The organism is Cellvibrio mixtus subsp. mixtus J3-8 (assembly GCF_000766945.1).
Lineage (GTDB): Bacteria > Pseudomonadota > Gammaproteobacteria > Pseudomonadales > Cellvibrionaceae > Cellvibrio > Cellvibrio mixtus_A.
The window spans coordinates 61,214-67,002 of the sequence record NZ_KN266216.1; the positions used below are offsets into that span (position 1 = coordinate 61,214).

Annotated in this window: 3 protein-coding genes; all 3 read right to left on the reverse strand. The window is 45.4% G+C overall.

Features of this window, described 5'->3' with window-relative positions; all coding sequences use genetic code 11:
• Positions 1-203: hypothetical protein (locus A596_RS23210; protein ID WP_039918590.1), on the reverse strand; the 203-nt coding region annotated here is incomplete at its 3' end.
• A gap of 139 nt (positions 204-342) precedes the next feature.
• Positions 343-4,962, reverse strand: coding sequence for a LamG-like jellyroll fold domain-containing protein (locus A596_RS20890; protein ID WP_052417761.1), 4,620 nt, complete (start codon positions 4,960-4,962; stop codon positions 343-345).
• A 321-nt stretch (positions 4,963-5,283) separates the two neighbouring features.
• On the reverse strand, positions 5,284-5,789 hold a 506-nt coding region (locus tag A596_RS20895; protein ID WP_084128745.1), incomplete at its 5' end, for an REP-associated tyrosine transposase.

Sequence of the window (5,789 nt, forward strand, 5' to 3'; positions counted from 1 at the left end):
AGGGTCATTTTTACTGCCGATGCTGATGCAGATAGTTCATAAATGATATTGACCGTACCCAATGCATTGGGGCCGATATAGTTATCAGCTTCGACACGGTAGGTAACCAAACCCGAATTTTCCGCAGTATTGTCGCCGGTAAATGTCAGCGCGAGATCTTTATAGGAATTTGCCGCAACGTTGGTGAGCGGCAAATAATCCACTCTTACGCCCGCCGGTAATTCAGCAATAGGTTGCCTGGCATTAGGTATTTCACCAGGCGCACATTGGTTAAATGCGTATCCTGATCCGCGCGTACGCGCAAATTAATTTTTTGCGGGAATTGCACGTTTTATTTAACAATCACTGCACAACTTTCATAAAATCAATGTGCGGCCCATCGGTATTGCCAGGGATTACCTGAACACGGATTGTATTTTTTCCGGGTTGCAAGTTAACAGCGGTAGACACTTCCCTCCAGGTACTCCAGTTAGTGGTTTTTGGGAATGATAAAGTCGCGTTTACCACGACATCATTAACACTGAGTTTCAATGGTAAATCTCCGCTAGTGCCGTTGGCATATTGAAAGAAAAGATTTACAGGGCCGCCATATTGGCTATCAACAACCCATTCAACATACCCGTCTGCAGCGGCGAAATCCGCAAAACCGATACCGCTGAAACCCGGACGGTTGTTCATAATGTTTGTTTTGTACGTGCTCGCACTTTCACCCTGATAAATTCCATTGGCAATAAATTGTGAATATGTCGAATCATTTGCAGGAAGGCTACCAAATTCCAATTGATATAATTCACGCACTTGTTGTGTGGTTAAGGCTTGGGAGTAAACACGGATATCATCAAATGTTGCTTTTAAAAATCCGCTTCCCGATCCCAGGAAATTGGTATTGGCCGGGTAGATGAAAACCGTATTACGAATAGCCATGCCTAAAAATGTATTGAGTAAACCATTGAATTGGGAATCCCTGGGCTCACCTGATGCATCGAGTTTTCCATCCACATAAACATTGACCCTGCCAATATTCGAGCCCGGTGCAATTTTCCTGGTGATAACAACATGATGCCAGGCACCATCATTGACTTTCGTCACGCCGAGTAAACGTGAGTCACCAACCGCCAGACCTATTTGGCCCTGAAGGCCAAAAGAACCCCATTTCATATCATTGCTCAGCTCACCACGATCAACCCTGCTACCCATAATCGCGGGAGCCGAATCCGCATCACCACTGCTCACCGTGGTCAGGGTTTTAACCCAGATGCTTAAACTTGATTCAGACAATAAAGGTGCTGTGATCGGTTTGCCAAATGCGAGATAGCCTCCAATACCATCAAATTCAATCGCTGAAGAATTATTTCTTCCAGTAACCCAGATGGGTGCTGTCTCTGCTGTATTGGGGTTTATGTCCACTACACTGAGCTGACCAGAAAAACTGCCGACCAGGGAATTAATAGTATCGCCACTTGCCTCGTTCAATAACCAATGGCTGTGCGGTACAGGAAGGGCAGGTGCGCCGGACACAGTGATAGTGCAACAACTGGTTACAACTTCCGTATGATTCTCATCGCTGATCTCGGCTTTCAATCTATAAACACCGGGTGTAACAGTATTGATGGCTAAAAGATAAGAGTCATAATTTCCATCGAGATCTTCATCAATATTTTCTGCAATAACGACTGCCGTACCCGATGTAGTTGGCTCCAATAATAATTTAATCAGGGCTTTGCTATCGGGATCAGAATCCTGCCATTGAATTAATAAAGTACCATCACTCTGCGTAACATTTTGCGCGGGCGCAATGAACGTGAATTGTGGCTTCTGGTTAGTAACGGGCAAATTAATGGTGAAGTTTTCTACCGCACTCCATTCGCTCACCTGGCCTTCCTCATCCTCGGCACGCATACGCCAGTAGTAGGTTGTTTTATCAACCAGAATTGCACCGGTTTGCAATGATGGAGTGAGTACAACTTCATCCAGTAATTGCTGTGTTAATGCCGCATCGGAGTAAAGTTGTATGCGATAACTGACAATATCATTTTCAGGATCAATAACAGGATTACCTTCCAACATCACATCCGTGGTCGCAACCAATGCACCACCAACCGGATTTTGTAATACCGGAACAGCAGGCGCCTGATTCGCGAGGCTCACCGTAAAATTGCTCACCACCCATGCGGATTCCACTTCACCATCGCTGGCTTTTACTCGCCAGAAATAATGGGTGTTATCTGTTAATCCACTCGCTTTCCATTCGGTATGATCAGTACCGGCCACCACCGCAGTGGAAATTTGTTTATCAGCACTGTCGAAAGTATTGACCTTATCCAATTCAAAATAATATTGGACTGGTTTGCGTTCCGGATCAGTGGAATTCACTACACGCAACAATACACTATTACCTTGCTGCAATTGGCTGACAGTAGCCGCCGGCAGTGGCGAAGTGATTTGTGGATCTGTGGGTGCATGGTTTTGCGTGTTAACCATAAAACTGCCCCACTCGGATTTCACCACGGCGCCGTGCTCATCCGTCACACTTGCTTGCCATACATAGCGCTGGTCTTCCTCAAGGATTGTTGCCACCGCCCAGGATGTTTGCCCATTATTACCGGCAAATAATCCGCTCACAGTAGCAATTGGATTTTCCAGATCCGCTTCAGCAAAGAGTTCAAATGCATAACGCAATTCATCGCGATCTATATCCGTACTGTTAGTCACAATTAATGTCGGGCTCACATCGGCAATGCTGGCATCCAGCGCCGGTGAACTGATTTGCGGTTGTGTGGGCAAATCATTAACAGTGTTAATAAAGAAGCGGCTCTTCACCCAGGCACTAGCCGCCTTGGCATTCTCACCGGTTTGTACAGATCGGGCACGCCAGTAATAGAGCGTGTTGTCTTCAAACTCTATGCCGTCTTCCATATCCACCGGCGATATTTTCCAGTGCGTTGTATTATTTCCCGCCGCTGCACCAGCACCTTCGTCCAGCGTAGTACTGGCAATTAATTCGGTCAGGGCTTCGTCTTTATAAACTTCAAATAAAATCGCAACAGCGCCAACTTCCGGTGCATGCGTACCATTGCTGACAACCAGCTCGGGCTGCAATGGCAACGATTCACCCTCAAGGATATCCGCGTTATAAACAGGTGTCTGGATTTCCGGCGCTGCCGGTGCAGCATCAATTAAATTGGGATCAGTTCCCTGTTCAAATTCTTCCAGATCCGTGCGGCCATCACCGTCACTGTCTTGTGTTCCATCTTTGTCGAGATTGCCAAATTGTTCGCGCTCCCAATCATCATCCATTCCATCGCCATCAGTGTCATTGGAAGGATTCACGCGGATATTAACGATGCGTTCAGCAGTAAGCTCACCATCAGTCGCGGTAAAGGTAATGGTGTACTGGCCGGCTTGTCCGGGTAATGGCGACCAATTAAAAACACCTTCATTAACTGCACCGGGAATAAAACTCGCACCGGCAGGTAGTGGTGAAACGCTGAGTGTAGGAATAGTTTTATTAGGGTCAGTTGCGTGCACCACAAACCCGACATTGCCACCTTCAAACGTTATTTGATCCTGCACAAACTGGATCACAGGCGGTTGGGGCACATCCACCAGGTTACCGCCCCAGTACACGGTGTATTTTCCTGATGAGTTGTTATCGAAAACATTAATAAAATAATTGAAATTAATATTGTCGCTCGCGCGTTTTTTGGAAAGCCATGCATTTTGTGGATGCACCACTGAACCATTTTCGCGCACTACTTTTGCCAATGCTTTAGTGCCATTAAAAGGATCTGTCGCCATTGCATAAGTCAAACCACCGACAGGTTCGAATTCAATTTTGCTGTGGGAATTATCGACAGGTATTAACGTGGCGGTGGCAATTTCAGTGACTTTTTTGCAATTTGCACAATCAACTTCATTGGCGCCCGTCGGTTCTGATTCAAAGACGCGCAAACTGCGGCTAGCATTATAAGCAAGAAAGTCGCGATAGTTATCGCGGCCCGGTAAATCCATTTGTACGTCGCGCACCAAAAAATTATTAGTCGTTGCTTTCAGTAACGATGTTAATTCACCACCCAGGTCATCTGCATGGGAGTAACTTGCAGTAAATGATTTAAACGTTCCGGCGAGATTGGATTCCATAATCCAACGCCCGGTGGTAACACCGTTGGGTTCAACATTGCCAAAGTTAATCAACAACGATGGGGTAGAGGGTTGATCTTTGAGATAGCTGCCCAGTATTTTAAAATTTATTGCCAAACCCTGTTTATTGGCTTCAATTTTTGGTTGGGCGGATTCAATTTTTACACTCTTTGCAAATCCGAAACCGCTGTTATTAATACGCACACCCAACGTATAAGGCTCGGCTGGTTCAATTTCGGGGGTGAAGCCATTATCGCCCACGATTTCTTCTGTTAGGAAATAATCCAGTGTCAATTCAGGTTGTGGTTTTACGATGATAGTGTCATCTGCCACAGTAACTACTTCTTCCTTACCACCGTAGGAATAACGCAATTCAGCGCCGACAAAAAATAATTTACCGTCTTTGGTTTGGCCTGCGGCTTTCGCAGTGGGAATAATTAACCAACGCAATTCCCCAACCTTTTTCGGAGCAATAGTACCGCCATACAAATAACCGTCTGCGCCTTCCTGCACACCGCCAACATCCTGGACATCATCCTTACGAATAAAAAATGCGGCATTACTTGTAGACGTATTGGAAGTCGCAACAACCGGATTGCCATCCGCATCTTTAAAAAACACTTTAACGCTGACATTTTCCAGCGAGAAAGTATCCAGGCTATTAGTAATCCGCATCAACGCTTCAAAACCCTGCCGCTCCATCGTAAGCTCTTGCAGGATTTCAATTTTAACCGAAGCACAAAGCGCCTCTTCAGCCCGGGACGACCAGGAACCCAGGCTTAACAACAGCCCCAAACACAACGCAAAAATTCGCATACCCATTTAGCTTGAAGCTCCATTTAAAACAATAAAATTTTTAATAAAAATAATTTTTAAGTTGTAGGTTGGAAGAGCGCAGCGACTTCCGACAATATCATCATGCCTATCAACACATCGTAGGTCGGAGAGGCAAGGCCGATTTCCGACAACATTTACCCTCAATATATTTCCATGTTGGAAATTGCATAAATATATTCGAATTACGTAAATATGTTGGGATTACATAAATATTCCGATATTCGTATAACAGTATCGAGGGTCGCACAACCATGTCGGAAGTCGCTGCGCTCTTCCAACCTACAATCGCCATTAATCGCGCATGTGTTACGATTTTTTGTTACCGCACCAATCAACGGGATATAAGCCTTTTTTCACATAATTATGAAACGACGAATACGGCCAATCTTTCACTTGCGTTACCAACCCATGCTTTAACGGGTTGATGTGAACGTAATCAATATGGTGACGGTAATCCTCGTCAGATTTTATTGTGTGCTCCCAAAAACGACGCTGCCATATTCCACGCTCACCTTGTTGCTGACGTGCGCGTGATAATATTTCACCCGGCGACACATATCGATTAAACGCCTTTTTAATTTCACGCCAACGCGTCGAATAATCAGCATCGCCTTCAGGCAAAGTCCACACCGCATGCATATGGTCAGGTAACACCACCCAGGCATCAATATGGAACGGACGTTTACGTTTCACCCTAGCCACCGATTCCCGCAAACGATCCACATAATCCACCAACAATGTTTTTTTACGATCCAACATATTCACCGTAAAAAAATACGTCCCACCCTCCAAATAATTACGCCGATAAACCG